Source organism: Snodgrassella sp. (genome assembly GCF_024103505.1).
Taxonomy (GTDB): domain Bacteria; phylum Pseudomonadota; class Gammaproteobacteria; order Burkholderiales; family Neisseriaceae; genus Snodgrassella; species Snodgrassella communis.
In genome coordinates this window covers 136039-154145 of sequence record NZ_JAGGIJ010000006.1, presented here as the reverse complement: position 1 = coordinate 154145, position 18107 = coordinate 136039, and the positions used below count along the sequence as shown (strand labels likewise).

16 protein-coding genes are annotated in these 18107 nt (G+C 47.3%); 6 read left to right on the top strand and 10 right to left on the bottom strand.

All coding sequences use genetic code 11. The features are described from left to right. Nucleotides 1–18: 18 nt before the first annotated feature. Nucleotides 19–858, top strand: coding sequence for a MurR/RpiR family transcriptional regulator (locus J6578_RS07700; protein ID WP_093091780.1), 840 nt, complete (start codon nt 19–21; stop codon nt 856–858). On the opposite strand, the gene J6578_RS07695 is transcribed toward J6578_RS07700, so the two are convergent. From J6578_RS07695 to J6578_RS07650, 10 genes are all read right to left on the bottom strand, one after another. Beyond that, the gene (locus J6578_RS07695) at nt 833–1327 is read right to left on the bottom strand and encodes a hypothetical protein (RefSeq protein WP_287951302.1); all 495 of its coding nucleotides are present in this window, start codon (nt 1325–1327) and stop codon (nt 833–835) included. The two genes, J6578_RS07700 and J6578_RS07695, sit on opposite strands and share 26 nt — an antisense overlap. 396 nt (nt 1328–1723) lie before the next feature. Next, nucleotides 1724–2962: an exopolysaccharide biosynthesis polyprenyl glycosylphosphotransferase gene (locus J6578_RS07690; RefSeq protein ID WP_287951303.1), complete on the bottom strand. Its 1239-nt coding sequence runs from the start codon at nt 2960–2962 to the stop codon at nt 1724–1726. A gap of 10 nt (nt 2963–2972) precedes the next feature. Then, nucleotides 2973–3794 (bottom strand): glycosyltransferase, encoded by an 822-nt coding sequence (locus J6578_RS07685; protein WP_239428452.1) that lies wholly within the window; start codon nt 3792–3794, stop codon nt 2973–2975. Between the two features lie 144 nt (nt 3795–3938). Then, nucleotides 3939–5027, bottom strand: coding sequence for a stealth family protein (locus J6578_RS07680; protein WP_287954275.1), 1089 nt, complete (start codon nt 5025–5027; stop codon nt 3939–3941). Next, nucleotides 5027–5779, bottom strand: coding sequence for a glycosyltransferase family 32 protein (locus J6578_RS07675; protein ID WP_093091788.1), 753 nt, complete (start codon nt 5777–5779; stop codon nt 5027–5029). The genes J6578_RS07680 and J6578_RS07675 overlap by 1 nt, the downstream gene beginning before the upstream one ends. Beyond that, nucleotides 5776–7251: a lipopolysaccharide biosynthesis protein gene (locus J6578_RS07670; protein WP_287954273.1), complete on the bottom strand. Its 1476-nt coding sequence runs from the start codon at nt 7249–7251 to the stop codon at nt 5776–5778. Before J6578_RS07670 ends, J6578_RS07675 begins: the two co-directional genes overlap by 4 nt. Before the next feature lie 24 nt (nt 7252–7275). Further along, nucleotides 7276–8106 carry an SPOR domain-containing protein gene (locus J6578_RS07665; RefSeq protein ID WP_093091792.1) on the bottom strand — a complete coding sequence of 277 codons (831 nt, stop codon included), beginning with the start codon at nt 8104–8106 and terminating at the stop codon, nt 7276–7278. Further along, entirely contained in the window at nt 8103–9830 is a 1728-nt protein-coding gene (locus tag J6578_RS07660) for a biotin--[acetyl-CoA-carboxylase] ligase (protein WP_287954272.1), read from the bottom strand. The genes J6578_RS07665 and J6578_RS07660 overlap by 4 nt, the downstream gene beginning before the upstream one ends. A 161-nt stretch (nt 9831–9991) precedes the next feature. Next, nucleotides 9992–11071: an iron-sulfur cluster carrier protein ApbC gene (apbC, locus tag J6578_RS07655; protein WP_100139569.1), complete on the bottom strand. Its 1080-nt coding sequence runs from the start codon at nt 11069–11071 to the stop codon at nt 9992–9994. An 88-nt stretch (nt 11072–11159) separates the two neighbouring features. Continuing rightward, nucleotides 11160–11759: a hypothetical protein gene (locus tag J6578_RS07650; protein ID WP_287954271.1), complete on the bottom strand. Its 600-nt coding sequence runs from the start codon at nt 11757–11759 to the stop codon at nt 11160–11162. 696 nt (nt 11760–12455) lie between these two features. On the opposite strand from J6578_RS07650, the gene J6578_RS07645 reads away from it, so the two are divergent. The 5 genes from J6578_RS07645 to bfr (J6578_RS07625) all read left to right on the top strand — a co-directional run bounded on the left by J6578_RS07645 (nt 12456) and on the right by bfr (J6578_RS07625) (nt 18065). Further along, on the top strand, nt 12456–13799 hold the full coding sequence (locus tag J6578_RS07645) for an OmpP1/FadL family transporter (RefSeq protein WP_287954270.1): 1344 nt from the start codon (nt 12456–12458) through the stop codon (nt 13797–13799). A 236-nt stretch (nt 13800–14035) separates the two neighbouring features. Beyond that, nucleotides 14036–14929, top strand: coding sequence for an SDR family oxidoreductase (locus J6578_RS07640; protein WP_093091802.1), 894 nt, complete (start codon nt 14036–14038; stop codon nt 14927–14929). A 525-nt stretch (nt 14930–15454) separates the two neighbouring features. After that, nucleotides 15455–16462: a 3-oxoacyl-[acyl-carrier-protein] synthase III C-terminal domain-containing protein gene (locus J6578_RS07635; RefSeq protein ID WP_287954268.1), complete on the top strand. Its 1008-nt coding sequence runs from the start codon at nt 15455–15457 to the stop codon at nt 16460–16462. A 654-nt stretch (nt 16463–17116) separates the two neighbouring features. Beyond that, a complete protein-coding gene (gene bfr, locus J6578_RS07630; RefSeq protein ID WP_037407419.1) occupies nt 17117–17581 on the top strand; it encodes a bacterioferritin in 465 nt (154 codons plus the stop codon). A gap of 10 nt (nt 17582–17591) precedes the next feature. Beyond that, entirely contained in the window at nt 17592–18065 is a 474-nt protein-coding gene (bfr, locus tag J6578_RS07625; protein ID WP_239366407.1) for a bacterioferritin, read from the top strand. The last annotated feature ends 42 nt before the right edge of the window (nt 18066–18107 follow it).

The window sequence follows — 18107 nt, the reverse complement described above, 5'->3', positions numbered from 1 at the left end:
GTAAAACAGGAGCGCAGAATGTTAGCTAGGATCAGCCAGAAATTACCTGAATTATCCTCGGCAGAGCGCCGGGTGGCTGAGTGTGTGCTGGCTCAGAGTAAATGGTTTGTGCAAGCAGCTGTTGCCAATATTGCCCAAGAAGCCCGTGTCAGCCAGCCTACTGTTATTCGTTTTTGTCGCAGTATGGGCTTTAGCGGGCTTTCAGAATTCAAACTCAACCTGTCAGCCAGTATTGGCCATGACGGTATGCCTTATGTGCATGAAGAACTGAACAGCACAGATTCTATGCAGGATGTGCTCAATAAAGTTATCGCTAACACTGCGGCCACTGTGTTGGGCAGTCGTAATTCGCTTAATGCCGCTGATCTGGATACAGCAGTAAAGCTTATGGCTAAAGCCCGCCGTATCGAATTTTATGGTGCCGGTAATTCCGGTATTGTAGCAATGGATGCTCAGCACAAACTGTTTCGTTTTGGCTTGTCTACAGTAGCCTATACTGATAGTCATGTGCAGCTGATGGCTGCTGCTGTGCTGTCTCCACAGGATGTACTGGTAGTTATTTCCCATTCCGGTTCATCACGCGATTTACTTGATGCCATCAAAATTGCAAAAGGAAATGGTGCTAAAATTATTGGTCTTACCCGCGCCGATTCACCGGTAGCCCAAGCTTGCGATTGCGTGATTAGTGTTATCACGCCAGAAGACAGTAAAAAATACACGCCAATGATTTCTCGCCTGTTACAGCTGATGGTAATTGATATGCTTACTATCGGTCTGGCCTTGCATCTGGGGGAAAATGTCAGCGAAATGTTGGCGAAAACCAAAGCAGGCGTTAAGCTGAAATTTCTGCAAAACTAGGTTGTTTTAGGGGATAGTTACGTAATATATCTACGTAAAAAAATGTTTCTTCGTAAGAAAAAATCATTTTATTCCTATTGGCAATAAAAAGAATACTTGTTTCATCACTAGGATAAAAAAAATCATCCCATGATTTTACGAAAATATCCGTAGGTATAATCGCACTTGCTTTTTTACTCCAAAAGAAAAAAACAAGTGAGCTGTCTGTTAATCTTTTTTTAAAGAATAAAGAAGATTCTTTAGGATGCTCAAAATTTAAATTAATTTTTTCTATAACTGAGAAGAATGATGAGTCCATTTTAATTATATGCTCAAATGGAAAAGTCATATTCCAGAGATGATCAGATTCTTCCGGATCAAGAAAAACAATTTTGCTTTTTTCAGCAGAAGACAATAAGCAATCTTTAGAATTAAATCTCCATGCAATAGGGTATTTTTTTTCATCAATAGTTAGTAATTTTTTATTCATGAAATTTATGTCCTGTTCTACTCGTTCTTTTACCCATATGCCAAGCTTTTTATTTTATATGATGTTGATTATTCTTCAATAAATTCTTTTGCCTGATTGGCTGATGCAAAGGTCTAAAGCGGGTGCGGGCAAATTATATTCTTTGATCAATTAGCTGCATGATTTTCCTTGCTGCTAAGGTGTAATCATGTGCGCTTTGAAATCAGTACTGAAAATTCGGCTGGCACGTTTTTGTTGATGTATTTTTTTCCCTTTCTTGTGTGAAGTCTCTCCTAATAAGGTTGTATGAATTGGTGTAGCCTATCCAATTGCTTTTTGTACGGTATAGGTGGTTATGTGGGTTGTAACGCTACCGGTATGGTTTTACTGGTAGCGTTTGTTATGGTGATTGCTGGTTTAGCGTGCGCCGAAGCCGGTGAGCATGGTTTTGAGGGTCTTAAAAAATATGAGTATGTCCAGTGAGAAGGAGAAGTGTTTGATGTAGTAAAAATCGTGTTCGATTTTTATCTGGGTCTGTTCGGTGTCGGCGGCATAGCCTTGGGTGACCTGAGCCCAGCCAGAAATGCCGGGTTTGACGATGTGGCGGTAGTCGTAGAAGGGGATTTCCTGAATAAACTGGTCGACAAATACTTTTTGTTCGGGGCGTGGGCCGATAAGGCTCATGTCGCCTTTGAGGATGTTCCAGAACTGGGGGAGTTCGTCGATGCGGGTTTTGCGAATGATGTGTCCGATGCGGGTGACACGGGCGTCACCTAGTTGTGCCATTTGGGCGCCATTTTTTTCGGAGTCGCTGCACATGCTGCGAAATTTGTAGATGCAGAATTCGTGCCCGCCGCGCCCGACGCGATTCTGGCGGAACAGGATGGCACCGGGGCTTTCGAGTTTGATGGCGATGGCGGTGATAAGCATTACCGGCAGGGTAATGGGGGCAGACAGCAGGATAAGCAGGATGTCTGCGACGCGTTTAATGAGGACGTAGGTAGGTGAGGGTAAAAGGGAACCGAGGTCGTTTTCGTATAGGTGATGAATTTTGACGCGGCCGGTTAGAAATTCTTCTACCTGACGGATGTTGTAGACGGGCATGCCGTTGAGGGTCTGGCGTGCAAGGAATTTCTGCCAGTGATGATCAAGTTCGGGTTCGTGCAGGTCGGCGACGATGCCGTTGATGGTGGTGGCTGCGGGCAGGCTGGGGCTGGTAAGTTTTATCCAGTTGACGTTGGGCAGCTGGTCGGCATTTAAGGCACGGCCATAGGGCAGGTAGGCGTAGGTGGTGATGAATTTGTTGCGGTAGTAGATGTAGGCTACGCATAGAAAGAGTGACACGCAGCCGGCTATAAACAGGAACCACACGGTATAGGGTAGGTTGAAGAATTTGGCGGCCATCCACATGCCGAAAAACCAGAAGTAAGTATGCGGCAGGGCAATGACAGCGGATTTCCTGCCGGGAAAATTGCTGAATACGGACAGGGATTTGGTGTTAAGGATGTGGGCAATGCCGACAAGGACGATGCTGGTGAGGAAGGCAGCACGCCCTTGAGAGAAGCCTTTGATAGGCTCCATGATGGCTAGTGGCAACAGCATGACCAGCAGGGTACCGAAGAAAAGGCGACTTTTGTAGGACAATAAACTTCGCATAATAGGTGCTTTATTTGTTCAGGCGCAAATGTTGGTAGAGGTTGCCCAGCAGATTTGCAGGTAGCAGACGGCTGCTGCTGCGCAGGACAAAGCAACTTAGGGCAGGTAATAGGGGCTGGCTATGGAGGCGGCGTTTAAGCCGCAGAAGCTGCCATTCGCTGCTGAGGTAGCGCAGTCCGCGCCGGCGTGCATGCATGTTGTGGCCAGCGCGGGCGTAGACGAGAATTTCGGGCAGGTTGGCAGCGGGAAAACCGGCAGCTAGCAGACGTAGCCACAGGTTGTAGTCTTCCATCCACTGGTGGTGCTGATAGCCGCCTACTGCCTGTACGGCACTTTTCCGATAGGCGGCAGCCATGTGGTTGATGGGATTGCGCCATTGAGCATAGTGGCGGATGGCACTGTCGCTAAGGGGCACTTGTCTGATGGCACTGGTGTGTTCCGGGGTGGTACTGAATTCGGCTATCTGGCCGCTGAACAGGGCTATTTGGGGATGTTGCTGGATATATGCCCATTGGTGCGCAAAGCGTTCTGGTGCGCAGATGTCGTCGGTGTCCATGCGCATGATCCATTCATGCTGGCAATGCTGCAAGCCGATATTGAGGGCGTTACCAAGGCCGACGTGTTGTGGCAGGGGGATGATTTGCAGCGGCAGCCGGGTTTGGTAGTGGCTGAGTACGTGATGCAATTCGGTGCCAATGCTGCCATCCAGTACGATGATGATTTCTTCTGGTTGTATGCTCTGCGTGCACAGGCTATCCAGACAGGTGCTGAGCCAGTCAGGTTGTTCCTGTGCATACAGGGAAAGCAGAACGGAAAAAGGACGGGTTCTCATTGTGCTGGCAGCAGTGGGTGTCTGTACCGGTAATCTGTGAAGATTTGTTTATTATATCGCAACAATGTTGGTCGGTGCCGCTTGGGTGGCCGGCGCGGTGGGTTTGTGCTGTTAAATTAAGGATAGCTGTTGATTTTTTTATAATTATAGATGCGATGGCAGTGGCAACTGGCTGCTGTTTTGTTCGAATGAGGCCGGGTTGGGCAGGTAGTGTTCGTAGAATGTGTTCTGGATAGTGTTGAGTTGTGCCAGTTCGCTGCTGTTATTGCTGGTGCAGGTGTCGTTGAGGCAGACAAAACGGATTTCAGGATGTTGGTGCAGGTATTCGATGGCGCTGTTGAGTTCAGCCAGATTGCTGATGTTGCGTACGAAGCCATCGTTGTGTTTATGAGGGACGAAAGCACCGCTGGCCAGATGCCAGTAGCGGTTGAGGTAGATGGTGAGGTCGTTGTGAGCTCGAAAGCGGTTGGCCGTGCAGGCGAGGATTTCCGGCTGGAAATGCTGATAGACCTGTTGCAGGGTGCTGCGGGTATATGGCTGGGGCAGGTGCCAGTGGGCAAACCAGAAGTAGTGGCGGTGGAGATATTTAAGCAGGGTGTTGCTGAGTTTTTCGCGCAGGCTGTAACTGGGGGCAAAAAGTTGCTGTGTGTTCAGGGTAGCGGGTTTATAGATGCGGTTAATCAGGGCGATGTTGTTGTTGAGGGCGTCTACCCAGCTGTTCTGACCGCGTAGACGGCGAAACAGGGCACTGCGCTTGAACCAGCCATGGCAGAGAAAGTCGACCGGCAGGCCGTGCTGAAACAGGCGTTCACGCGGGGTGGGACGCAGGATAACGGTGTCATCGTTGAGGTAGACGAAGTGTTCACTCAGGCCTTTGAGATTGACCAGATTCATTTCGATGGCAGATGAGTTGAATACGGGCAGGTTCTGCGGCTGGATAAACAATTGCTGATGGCTGACAATTTCGATTTTTGGATGGCCGGTTTGTAACCAGTGCGGGCGCTGATCGGCGGTTATCAGGTAAATTTTATGATACCACGGGCAATTTTGTTCAATAGAGCGCAGTACGTAGCGCAGGGTACCGAAGTCCTGATAGCGGTTGCTGCCGGTGGCATCGCTGCGCCCATGATGCTGGGGCAGGTAGTGGTTTTTTTCAGCCTGCCATGCCGGGTCGCTGCCATCTACCCATGGCAGGACGAAATCAATCGGGGCATTGTCGGTGTTGGTGTTCATTAATGTTTCCGTTTGAGCAGGGTGATGAGTTTCTGGCTGTTGTGGGCGCCGAGGGTGGTTCTCAGGAGGTTGAGTAGCCGGCGTTTGAGCTGGTCGATGCGTTTGCTGTCGTTAAGCCATGTGCCATCGTAGTGATGAATGCAGACGGTATTGGCGGTGCGGTTCAGTTCATGGGTATAGGCGTTTTTGGCCATGAAGTAGTCGCTGGGGTAGACGCAGACGTAGCCGGGGACTTCCTGCTGCTGGTTGTTGAGGATAATGCCGTGCTGCTGGTAGAGCTGTTTGAATAGCTGATTGATGGTGATGAGTTGCTGCGGGTTGAATTCGAGGTTCTGGTATTGCTGCCAGATGTCCTGCATGAGGGTGCTGCCGGCTTCACAGCCCATGACGCCGGCCTGTGGGTTACAGGTGAGCTGGCGGGTGTAGGGATTCATGCCCTGCTCGAAACCAGTAAAGCAGTGATGGTGCAGGAAAGGGTCGAATGAGGCCACCATCTGTACGTCAGTGTCCAGATAAATACCACCGTGCTGATACAGTACCTGAATGCGACAGACGTCGGCAACAAAGGCATATTTGCCGGCGGCGTAGGCGGCGCGGGCGTAGGGATTGGCCTGATAGTCGAAGTTGTGTTCGTTCCATAGCTGGATTTGGTAGTCGGGCAGAAACTGGCGCCAGCTATCCAGATAGCGCTGGGTGGTGGCAGGTAGTGGCTGAGAGCCAAACCAGCAGTAGTGAATCAGTTTGGGTATCATTGGGCAGGAAGGCGATAGATGAGAAACAGCAGAAGGGCAAAAGGTATGGCGGTGCTCAGGCCGGTAATGCAGCTCAGTTTAATCCAGTCCAGATAGTTGTGTACGCTGATGCTGCTGACGGGTTGCCAGCCGATGGTGATGGTGATGGCGATGGTGGCAAATACCACCAGCCATAACAGGTAAGGGCGTATGCAGGACAGGGACAGGATATGTTTGCAGGTGTAATGTACCATTTCGCTGCTGCGGTAAAGGAAGGATACCAGTGCGGCCAAGAGGATGCCGGCACTGCCCCATAACTGGATAAAGCACAGGGAGCAGGCAATGTTGAGACCTGCTTCAAGCAGTGCCTGTGGTTTGGTGGCTTTGTAGCGGCCAGCGGCCATGATGATGGTCATGCTGGGGATACGGCTGTTTTCGATGATGCCTACCAGTAAAAACAGAATGGCCAATGCTGGCTGGTGGTAGTTGGCATCAGTCATGTTGTGGGTGTAGAGCTGAATAAAAGGTGTCAGCAGTAGGCCGGTGCAGGTGTAAACCCAGCCGAGAAAGCACATGAAGAGGCGATTATAGCGGCAGAAGTTGTGCCGGACACGTTCGGGGTTGGTGGCGAGACTATGGCCGAAGATGGCTTGCATCCCCTGCGACAGGGATTGTAGAGCCATTTTGATGGCACCAAAAATCAGGGCATAGACGGCGTAAATGCTGGCATCTTTTAGTGACAGGAAAAGGGTAATCAATACCAGTGGGGAGCTGAATATAAGCAGGCCGGTAAGCTGGTGGGTGAGGGCATCCCAGGTTTGTTGCAGCTTGTAGGCGTTGTGTTTGTTGTAGTACTGATTCAGGTTGTCGTAGTGGTGTTTGACATACTGGCGGTAGAGCAGGAATTTACTCGCCTGTATCAGGGTAGAGGCTATCTGTACGGTAAGGATGTTATAACCGGCGCTAATCAGCCAGTAGCAGACGGCAATGTTGGCGAGGATGCTACCAGCCTGTATGGTGGAAATGATGTAGGTTTTCTGGTCGGCGGTGAGCAGTGCGCGGTAGCTGCCAAACAAGAAGAAATCAAGGATGTTGACCGCACCCATTACCAGTACCATATAAAAGGTGAGGCTGGCGCTGATTTCGTTGTGGGTAAGCCATGCAAGCAGGATGGCCAGTGCCAGTAGCGCAATGACAAACAGGCTGCCACAAATGCGATAGAAGTGATGGGTGGCTGCGAGAATGCGATTACGCAGCTGGTTGTCGCGGGTGGTGAGTGCCTGATAGAGGGCAACGATGGCGGCGGCGCCAATGCCAGCCTCAAGCAGGGTGAGATAGGCAATAAACTGTTTGATGGAGGCGAGCATGCCATTGGTAGCCGAACCATAGGTAACGACAATCAGTGGCGGAAGAATGAATCCGCCCAGTGCAGTTATCAGTTGTAGTAACAGATTGGCGGATATGTTTTTCAGGATAACTGCACGGGTACTCATGAAGCCTCTGGGCGATTTGCTAGCTTACTGACAGTTACCGCTGCGTTGTATACGGCCGTAACGACCAGTAATGGCGTTAATGTCATGTATGGCTGAGTTGTCCACGCTACTGAATACAACGCGCATTTTGGCAATGCTGGTAGCGGAATGAGCAGACTGGCTGTCACTATCACTGTCACTACTGCTGCCGCCCAGGGTGGTGACGAAAGCATCGCTGAATCCCTGCATTTTGGCGCGTGCCATTAAGCTTTCGGCGTCTTCGCGTCGGTTGAATACACCGAGGCTGACTTTGCCCTGATTGATTCCGTAGTCAAAACCTTGCTCCTGTAGACGCGCACGCGTGTTGCTGTCGCTACTGGAGGAGAGTGCCACCATGTAACGGGTGGGTGTGGGTGCACGATGTGGTTTGGTTGTGTTGCTGACCTGTTCGATGAAGCGGCTGGTGGTAAACGGCCAGTGATTAAGCAGACCTTTGATTCGGTGAAAATCATCTTCTGGCAGGGTGACTGTGGCAGTACAGGTATTGGTTGTGGGTGTAGTCGGTTTTTCCGATTTGTCGGACTTGTCGGATTTGTCCACGTTAGTGGGATTGTCTGTCTTTGGTTTGTTAGCCGCAACGGTATCGATTTTGCTGGCGGTTCTGGCAACCGGCATGCTGCTGGCAGTCGCCTCAACATCGTGGCGCACACTGATGTCCGGATTGGCTGGTGCGACTGTTTCAACAGCAGGGCTGGGGGCACTGGCCACACTGGCCACAGCGGGCGAGGCAGAAATACCATGTACCAATTTACCAGCTATCATGCTGCCGAAAACAATAATATTTAATGCTACTAAGATTGCAAACAGCCATTTCATGCGTATTCAACCCAATTGAGTAAACCGTAAATCACTAAATTATCCACAATTTCAATGCGGTTGTCTAAGACAAATGTATTGGGTAGTGCCTGAGCTACTTTATTGGCACCGCCGCCGGTGATAATGATGTCGACAGGCTTGCCGGCGCCGATTTTCTGTTGTAAGCGCGTATGCATCAGTACGATGGCACCACAGACTGCATCCATAATGCCGCTGGCCATGGCATTCGGTGTGGTAGTGGCAAAAGCATAGGGTTTGCCTAGTGGGCGGTTGAGGTTGGCTGTGCGTTTGGATAAGGCTTCTTTCATTAAGTGAAATCCCGGCAGGATGCTGCCACCCAGATAATGATTGTTATCGGTAAGCGCATCTATTGTGACGGCTGTACCACAGCTGATCACGACGCAGGCCTGCTGGCTGTAACGCCGGCAGCCAATTACGTTAAACCAGCGATCGGCACCATGTTCAGCCGGATTGCGGTAATGATTATAGATGCCAAGCGCTTCCGGCATGGAGGACAGCCACGTTACTGAGCACGGCAGTATGCTGGCAATTTGTTGCTGACGTACTTTGCTACAAACAGCACAGCCGATAATGCGTTGTACGCTGGCACCATGTTGTGCCCAGTCCTGTATTAAAGGTTGCAGGTTGTAATAGGCTGCTTTGCCATAGCTGAGTATGCAACCGTTTTCTACCCATGCCCATTTAAGTTTACTATTGCCCGCATCCAGCAGTAGATAACGTTTTTTGCTGCTCTGTGTCTTGGGGCACTGCGCTGTGCCCGGGCGCAGGCTGATTTCGCCGGTAACAAAGCTACGTTCACCGTTGGCAGTTTGCAGCAGCAGGGCTCCAGACGCAGCAATGCCGCTGACTGTGCCTTCGGCAAGGTTACAGCCATTGGCTAACAAATGTACCAATTGTCCCTGATCACGATGCAGCAGATTGTAATCATTCAGAAACGGGCTGAGTCCATGCTGATTGAAGTGTGGAAGGTATTGTACCAGCCGAGCCAGAATACCCTGAAAAATCTGTGTTACCTGTGCCTGCGGCTGTAGTGACTGGATGGCAGTGGCTGTGCCTATCTGATCGGGAATACTGAAGTTTAAGCCAATACCGATGATGGCGGTAGTTTGTTTCTGTTGTGGTATGGTTTCAATCAGGATGCCACCGAGTTTGCTGTTATCCAGCATCAGGTCATTCGGCCATTTGATTTGTGCTGTTATGCCTAGCTCGCGCAGGGTTTGGGCTACAGCCAGTGCTACAACCAGTGCCAGACCGCCTAATTGAGCCTGTGGACGCAGGAATGACCAGCTCAGGCTGAACATCAGGCATTCGCCGATACGATTTTGCCATGACTTACCCTGCCGGCCACGGCCAGCAGTCTGTTCATAGGCCAGACAGATTTGTGGCAGGGTGTCAGTAGGGGCGTGGCGCAGTTGCTCCAGTAGGATGGTGTTGGTGGAGGTGGTTTGTACCAGCAGGCGCGGATTAAACCCATGCTGGCGGGCACAATCATTAAAAATGTGTTCTGGTATCAGTGCCAAGGTTTTGGTGAGTTGCCAGATGTCATTGTGTTGACGCAGCAGATTTTGGATATGGACAGGCATTTCCTGCCAGGCTGCATTGAGCTGGGGAATTTTTTTATTCAGGGTATTTGCCAGTGTTCGGACATTATGTGCCTGACCATCAGCAAGTAGAGCCAGTAAAGGCCAAAACGGTGTGTTCATAAAATGGCATCACCATAGTTATTATGGATAACAATGGGTTAGCCCGGTATTGCTGCTTCTGCTGCGTAGCCGGGCGCGGGTAGACTATGTCAACGGTTGTGCAGTTGCAACCGCTATGAATATTAGCGCATGGTTGGGAAACTGTCTCTGTTTGTTCAGGTTTATTCAACCACAATTTTGGGGAAACGCTGGCTGTAGTCTTTGCCCTGATCTGCCAGTGCCTGCACCAGTTTCCATGCGGCTTGTTCGTACAGATTGGCAATTTCAGGCTGCTGTTGTGCCAGTATGCAGGCGGTACCGTTATCCATGGCTTCACGTACAGTCAATGTTAATGGTAGCTGTCCCAGCAGGGGAACGCCAAGTGTGGCTGCCAGTTCTTTACCGCCATCCTGCCCGAAAATGGATTCAGTATGGCCACATTGAGAACAGATATGTACGGACATGTTTTCGAGCACGCCAAAAATGGGAATATTGACTTTCTGAAACATATTCACAGCTTTGCGTGCATCAATCAGAGCCACATCCTGCGGGGTGGTGACTACTACAGCACCGGTAACCGGAATTTTCTGTGCCAGTGTGAGCTGGATATCGCCGGTACCGGGTGGTAAATCGATAATCAAGTAATCCACATCATCCCACTGACTTTGAAACAGTAGCTGCTGCAAAGCCTGACTCACCATCGGACCGCGCCAGATAACTGCCTGATCGGTATCGACCAGAAAGCCCACTGACATCACCTGAATTTCACCGGCAGCCATCACTGGAATCATCTGACCTGCATGCTGGCGCGGTTCTTGTCCGGCCACGCCAAGCATAGTGGGCTGGCTGGGGCCATAAATATCGGCATCAAGCACACCTACGCGCGCACCCATACGGCTTAAGGCTACCGCCAGATTGGCGCTGGTGGTGGATTTACCTACCCCACCTTTGCCTGACGCTACGGCGATGATGTTTTTTACGCCGGCAATGGTCTGTACGCCAGGCTGTACTTTATGTTTGCCGATAGCCAGCTGTACCTGTACAAATAATGGTGTATCGCCAAATTCGGCAGTGATAGCCTGATCGATACGCTGTTGCAGTTCTTCAATAAGGTGTGCAACCGGATAGGGAAAGGTAAGGTCAAGATGAATGCCATCACTGTCGATGGTAACGTTACTTACGGCTTTTTCACTGCCCAAAGTACGGTTACTGGCTGGAATGATGATGCTGTTGAGTAAGGTCGTAATGGATTGTGTGTTCATATAAGTTTAATTCGCAACTGTATTGCTGGCGCATATTTTACCCTATATTAGCCAGCAGCCAGTGTTTGCTTGAGGCTGCGCCGGTTAATCAGGATGGTGACTGAGTGCTTGCAGGTTGGCCGGAGTTATCCGAATCATCCATACTACTGTGCTGCCGATATCGAATCCAGAGTAAATGCAGACACAAGCCAGCCGGATACAGTAACAGGATTGAAACCATGAGATAATGCAGATTATGCCATTCAATGACATGATGGCCGTGAACCAGTGCCCATAATGCCCATAACCATTGCCACCATGCAGGCAGGCTGAAAGCCAGTACAATCAGCAGTGCGGCCACTCTTACCGGTGTCAGTGACCAGAACTGATGTCGCTGCACGGCACGATTCAGTTGCAGCAGGATGTAGAAGGTAAAGCTGAGGGTTAATACCATGCCTCCATTGGCGATTACTTGCAACCAGCTGAAAGCGATTTCTGGTGATACCGGTAAATTATTTCGTGGCACCGGTGTTGGTTCTAGTGAAATGCTGGCAACAATATTCAGGCCGAAACCGTAAATCAGATCCAGCCATAACAATAATAATGGCCAGGTACGCTTCAGTCGTTGAAACATTACTGTGTAACCATGAGAACCAAGAATAATGTGACAGTGTAACCATTGGTACAGGCTGCTGTAAATGGCTTTCAAATAGATGCTTCCGAAAAAAATGGCCGAAATTACGGTTGCGCTGTTTGTAATACTTTGTTGTACAGGTTGCCTTGGTATGCGGCAATTGCTGTATAAAAAATAATTAATGATTGCAAAGTCGGGCAAATACAGAAGTGGTGCAGTAATGGGTTTTGATGTTTGACTGTATCAAGGTTTTTATAATTATTTTCTGGCTGTATTTGTGTTTTGAATATTTATGGCTTCTCAGTTAGCTGATGGCCATCGCTGGCATGAGACTTAGACAGCAGGTTTTGCTGCACATATATGTTTCAAGTTTGGGTGGATTAAAATAATTTCGCTGTTATTTGATTTTTGTGGTTTTAATTTGTCAGTCTGATTTGCTGGTATTTATATGTTAGTGAGGTTTAGTAATTTCAATTTATACAGGAATGGCCGTTAGGTTGAATTCTTATGACTTTAGGGTGAAGAAGAATTATATTCAGATATCAGGAATTTAATTTAGTTGAATAATTGTAAGACTATTAAACGGCAATTTTTGTTTTTTTGAGTTAGAATAAACACTCAAATTTAGTTGATTTTCAATTTTTATTGAATTTTTATTTGTTTTCAGACCTTTAATTAGGTCTTTTTTATTTTCGGCTTTTGAGAAACAACACGATGATAAGACGTTTACCAGTTGTGATGAAGATAAGCACTGCATTTATGAGTGCTGCTATGATTATTTCTCCTGTATATGCTTCTGGATATCATTTAGGGTTACAGTCGGTAACAGCGGTAGCAACCGGTAATGCGGCAGCAGCAGAGGCCGCAGATGCGGCAACTATAGTAACTAATCCGGCCGGACTGGTGAATCTGGATGGTACGCAGATTGATACCAATCTGTTTGTAATCAAACCTGAGATTAAATACCATAATGCCCGTGGTACGTTTACAGACGGCTCCTCAGTGCAGGGACCTGAACACGGCAATATTGCCAATACGGCACAACTGGTGCCGCAGCTGTATTTTTCCCACCGCCTGAATGATAAATGGGGTATGGGGCTGGGGGTATATATTCCGTATGCAGCCAGAACCAATGACAGTTCAGATTCGGTGCTGCGTTACAATGTGAATAAAACTAATGTGAAAGCACTGGATATTAATCCGGTTGTGGCATATAAAATTAATGAGCGGCATTCAGTTGGTGTAGGACTGATTGCGCAATACCTGCATGCGGAAGTGCAGAAATATGCCGATTTTGCGCCGGTAGGCAGTGCAAAGCTTGGTATCCCGCAGGCTGCATTGCATCAGAAAGCGCCAGGCGCATTTGATGCGCGCGCTACAGTTAAGGGCAATGATTGGGGTTATGGTTTCAATGCCGGCTGGCTGTGGGATATGAATGATGATGTGCGGGTGGGTATCAGCTATCGTTCCAAAATTAACCAGCATTTGCACGGTACTGCACGCTGGCAGCCAATGGGCAGCTACGCGAAAAACTATGCGCCGTTGTTTGAGCAGTTTGGCTTTAAATCTTTGGAAGGTGCAGAGGTACAAATTACCACGCCGGAAGTGGTGTCGCTGCACGGCATGTGGAAAGTGAATCCGCAGTGGAATGTGTTTGGTAATGTGAGCTGGACACGTTCGTCGCGTCTGCATCAGCTGGATATTCAGTTTGAACATGATAAAACGATTGACCCGGTACATGGGGTTACTTCGAATACCACACATATCGCCACCAACTGGCGAGACACCTATGCGGTTGGGGTAGGCGCTTCTTATCAGCAGAATCCGCATTTGCAGTGGCGGTTTGGCGTTAATTATGACCAGTCGCCGGTGCGTAGCTCAACCACACGGCTGTCAACCATTCCAGATGGTAACCGCTGGCTGTTTGGTGGTGGCGTGAAATATGATGTAAACAAAAACGATACTGTAGCCGTGTCGTACGCTTATCTGCATATTCAACATACACATATGAACCAGCAGGATCAGGGCGCACACGTATCAAGTAACGTACGTGGTATAGCTGATTACCGTTCAAATGCACATATTGCTGGTGTTTCGTATACGCACCGTTTCTGAGGTTTACCGCAGCAGGTTGTTGTGCTGGATATGGATAATTATGTTTAGTATTCATCCTGCTTTGGTTATATTCTGTCATAATTTGTATATAAAAATCTAAGCCATTGAGATTAATAAATTTTAACTACAATGTTGACATAAATTACAGGAAACTTTCTTTGCTCGCATAATAATCTGTCGTATGATGGTTTTGCTGTTCCATTTGGATAAAGCATTGTTAAACATGGAGATGTATTATGAATCATCAAGAAGGTTTACAAGATCCAAGAACCAAGTACTATCATCAAGATTTTTCTAAACAGTCTCAGTCTGCACCGGGTCTGCAAAGCAAAATGGATCCGGTTCCAGATTGTGGTGAACAAAGTTATGAAGGTCATGGCCGTTTGTGCGGACGAAAAATTCTGGTGACTGGTGCCGATTCGGGTATCGGGCGCGCTACAGCTATTGCTTACGCCCGTGAAGGTGCAGATTTGGCAATTAATTATTTGCCCGAGGAAGAAGAAGATGCAAAACAGGTTGCGGCACTGGTGCAGGAAGCCGGCCGTAAAGTGGTCTGCATTCCCGGTGATTTAAGTGATGAGCAATTCTGTAAACAGTTGGTTGAAAAAGCGCGTACAGAGCTGGGCGGATTGGATGGCTTAACTCTGGTTGCCGGCAAACAGACTGCAGTAGAGCGTTTCTGTGATATCAGTACGGAACAGTTGAAAAAAACATTTGAGGTTAATGTATTTTCCCTGTTCTGGGTAATTCAGGCTGCTATGCCTCATCTGCCCGCTGGTGCAACCATCGTTACCACCAGTTCTGTACAGGCTTTTGAGCCCGGTGCCAATCTGGTGGATTATGCTGCAACTAAAGCAGCGATTGTGGCCTTTACTCAGGCATTAGCCAAACAGGTAGCTGCAAAAGGTATTCGAGTAAATTCTGTGGCACCAGGCCCAATCTGGACTGCACTGGAAATCACCGGTGGCCAGCCTACTGAAGCAATTCCAAAATTTGGTCAGAGTGAATCTATACTTGGTCGTGCCGGGCAGCCTGCTGAACTCGCACCTACCTACGTTTTCTTGATGTCTGATGAATCCAGTTATGTAACAGCTCAGGTATATGGGGTTACTGGCGGTATCGTACTGTAAAGCAGTAATTTGCTTGTAATCCAGATTAATCCGTACGGGATCTTTTCATCTGTTCTGGCCGAGTGTCAGCAGGAAAAATGAGTTTCCGTACGGATTTTTTGCGGCTTTTAAATGGCTATTATGAATAGCTATTTTTAATGCCTGAATTATGAAAACAGACCTTTATTATATTTTATATGAATAAAAATATATTGTTTGTTGGTGAGGTACTACACAAATAATTGTAACTAAAAATTAACCTATTAATTAAATTTGTGTATTTATCATAATTTTATTTAGTATAGTCATCAATTGCGGGTCTAAAAAATACAGGATAGTAAGAAATTTCGTTTAAAAATAAATATGATGGTAAATCTGTATTTGTAAACTATTAACAATAGCGGTATTAGCTTGATCAGAATAATCAGTTTATAGGTTAATTTTGTAATCTGTTGCAGTTTACGCATATCATTAGACAGAGGCTGAATCATCATTATTATTATATTATTTTTTAAATGATGATTATTAAAACATGAGGAAAAACGGATGACTGCCCAAAAATCAGGCCGTATAACTATGCCCTTAAAAATTCTGTCTACAGGTGCCGCTGTACCGGCAAAATGTGTGACGTCATCTGAATTAGACAGGCGTTTTAACAAGCCTGATGGTTATGTGCAGCGACGTTCCGGTATTGAGCACCGTTTTCATATTACTGATGATGTCAGTCAGGCACAGCTGGCCGTTATGGCGTTGACCGATGCGTTGCAACGCCAGCAGATTGCACCGGAATCTATAGATCTGCTGATTTCTGCTGCGGCAATCGGTACACAGGCTTTACCCTATACAGCCGCGCATATTCTGAAAATTAGCGGTTTGCCTCAGCATATCGCCAGTTTTGACATCAATAACAGCTGTGTCGGATTTATGACTGCGCTGGAAATGGCAGCCTGTCTGCTTAATCAGAGCGTATATCGACGCATTGCTATTGTTGCTGCGGATCTGGCGTCGCGCGGGCTTAACTGGGATGATGAGGAATCTGCGCTGATTTTTGGTGATGGTGCAGCTTGTGCAATTGTGGAAAAAGGCGATGGCAGCAGTGGTATTCTGTCGTTTTTACTGGAAACCTATCCTGAAGGGTTAAATTTGTGTGAGATCCGTGCTGGCGGGACGCGGCGTAATCTGCGGATAGGGATGGAGGACAGCGATTTCCTGTTTGATATGAAAGGCAAGCAGCTGTTCAGACTGGCCTCCACACTAATTGAAAGCTTTGCCGAACGTCTATTGCAACAGGCCGGTCTGAGTATGCCACAAGTGGATTGTGTGCTGATGCATCAGGCCAGCCATCTGGCGATTAAACACATTTGTAAGCAGCTACATATCAGGCCGGATCAGTATGTGGATATTTACCGTTATCGCGGTAATCAGGTAGCCGCTTCCCTCCCTTCGGTAATGCATGAAGCATGGACGACAGGTCGGGTGCATGTGGGTAAACCACTGATGCTGTTTGGTACAGCTGCCGGCCTGACACTTGGAGGCATGGTGTTGCTACCATGAAAATATTGGTCACAGATGCCACCAGTGGGCTAGCACGGGCTGCCTACCTGATGATTCATCATTCGAAGCACACAAAAGCCATTTTATAGGTTAAATATAGTTAATAAATAAAAATATTTTATAATTTTTCGACCTGCAATGGGAGATCAGGAAGATTTTAATAAATGATGATAACCATTATTGTTCTAATAATTTGTTTTAATTGAATATTATCTATAAATATAGAATTTTTAAGTGAATAATGATGAAAATTAGTCTCATTTAGATAAAAATCGTCATGAAATTTAATGTTATGATAAGTCGAAATAGATGCATGGATTATTGTATTTAAAGTATTCTGTAGTTTATACAAATGCTTAAAGGGATGCAGGTCGCAGATTGAACTGAGTGTGCAATCTAGGACTACTCAAAATACTGATACTCATTAATTTTTCATTGGATACAGGACTGTAATGCAAATATATGTTTAATATGCTATATAAATATTTTTTTGCGGCGCACGTATGAAAATTAATAGCAAATTTATTCTATTTAAATAATTATTCTGGTAATGATAGCTACAGGATCATGCCAGACTGGTGACAGATGTTTAATGATTAATCAAAGCTGTCTGGCTATGGCAACAGAACAGCTTTGAGCAAAAAGGAAGTAAATATGGAAGGCAAAAAAGTTGTATTGGATTGTTTAAACCGCTTACTGGCAGGAGAGCTAGCCGCCCGTGACCAGTATTTTGCGCACTCACGTATGTATGAAGATATGGGCTATATGCAGCTTTTTCAGCGCATAGATCATGAAATGCAGGAAGAAACCGACCATGCTCACCAGTTTATTCACCGTATTCTGATGCTCAATGGCAAGCCAAACATGGTGCCGGATGCCGTCAATGTCGGAACTGATGTAGTGAGTATGCTGCAAAATGATCTGGCTACCGAGCTGAGTGTGCGCCAGAACCTGAAAGATGCCATTAAACTGTGTGAACAGGAACAGGATTATGTCACCCGGCAATTTCTGGTGGCACAGCTGAAAGATACCGAAGAAGATCATGCTCACTGGCTGGAACAGCAATTACGCCAGATTGAAGTAATGGGTTTGGCAAATTATCTGCAAAGCCAGTTGTAAGGAGAACAATGTGCAAGGTGACCGTTTGGCCTTACAGGCATTAAATAAAAATCTGGGTTTACTACTGGTATCCATCAATCAGTATTTTTTACATGCACGGATTTTACGCAACTGGGGTTTTGCCGAGCTAGGCGAAGTGCTGTACAAACATTCGATTCGCGATATGAAAAGTGCCGATGCGCTGATTGAACGCATTCTGCTGCTGGAGGGACTGCCCAATTTGCAGGAGTATGGCAAGATTCTGGTTGGCGAGAACATCACCGAAATTTTGCAATGTGACCAGCAGGCGGAACAGGCCAAGCATATCGCGCTGGCCGATGCGATTGCCGTGTGTGAAAACCAGCTGGACTTTGTGTCACGTGATTTGCTTGAGCAGCAAAAAGTAATAAATGAAGAATATCTGGACTGGCTGAGTACCCAGCTAGATCTGATTGAAGAAATTGGCTTGGCTAATTATGCCCAGACAGCAGCACGGGCAGGCTAAAACCGATTGTACAGAAAACAAAAACAGCACGTCTGTGTACGT